General features: G+C 36.1%; 1 protein-coding gene. It reads left to right on the top strand.

Annotated elements, in window-relative coordinates:
- The coding region (locus tag GD597_RS21655) for an IS256 family transposase (protein WP_171610010.1) at positions 1–1,182 on the top strand (1,182 nt) is incomplete at its 5' end.
- Positions 1,183–1,210 lie beyond the last annotated feature (28 nt).

The following is a 1,210-nucleotide window of genomic DNA, read 5'->3' as shown; positions in this document are numbered from 1 at the left end:
CCAGCTGATTTTTTCAAGCAATTCAAGACTGGACAAGAGTTTTCAGGCTTTATGGATGCTTTGTTTAAACGAGGTGTAGAAGAAATGCTGTCAGGCGAGTTAGATGGCCATTTGGGTTATGCGAAGCATGAAAATTCTTCGGGCAGCAATAAACGCAATGGCAGTAAACAAAAGACGATTAAAACAACTAAAGGTAGCTACACTATTGATGTCCCCAGAGACAGAGAAAGCAGTTTTGAGCCACAGCTAATACCTAAGCGTAAACGAATGATAGATCATATAGAAGATGTGGTCATTAGTTTTTATGCCAAAGGAATGAGTACGGCAGACATTAGTCGGCAAATCAATGAGCTGTATGGAGTAGAAATTAGCAGTTCTACGGTATCAAACATCACAGAAAGAGTTTTAATAGATGTTGCAGAGTGGCAACAACGTCCATTAGATAGTACCTATTTAGTGGTTTGGTTAGATGGTATTGTGTTTAAAGTAAGGCAGGACAATAAGATCATCAATAAATGTATTTACATCGTAGCAGGGCTTAATACTGCCGGGCATAAAGAGGTATTAGGCTTATGGATCAATGAACAGGAAAGTGCTTCGTTTTGGATGAAAGCATTAACAGATTTAAGAGTCAGGGGAATACAGGATATTATCATTGCTTGCAGCGATAACTTAAAAGGATTAACACAAGCTATACAAGCTATCTTTCCAGAAACAGTTACCCAGCTTTGTATCGTACATCAAATACGCAACAGTCTTAAAAAAGTACCTTATAAAAACAGAAGGGAAGTGGCCAAAGACCTTAAAAACATTTATGAAGCACCTAATGAAGAACTTGCTGGACAGGCATTCTTTGGTTTTGAGCTAAAGTGGGGTAAAATCTATCCTTATATCTGCACTTCCTGGAAAAACAATTGGGATAGCCTTGTGCCATTTTTAAAATACCCAATGGAAATCAGAAAACTTATTTACACCACCAACATAATTGAAAACTTAAATAGAAATGTAAGAAAATTTACCAAAAACAAAACAATGTTTCCTGATGATGGTGCAGTAATCAAAGCAGTATATTTAGCCATACAAAACGTAAGTAGGATATGGACAAATACAATAAATAATTGGCCGTCTGTTGCAAGTCAATTCTTAATCCTTTATCCAACAAGATCTCAAATTATTTTTTAACTACTTACACACTTATTTGGATATTACC

It is taken from the genome of Limnovirga soli (genome assembly GCF_013106755.1).
Taxonomy (GTDB): Bacteria; Bacteroidota; Bacteroidia; order Chitinophagales; family Chitinophagaceae; genus Limnovirga; species Limnovirga soli.
This window is presented reverse-complemented; position numbering and strand designations above follow the sequence as displayed.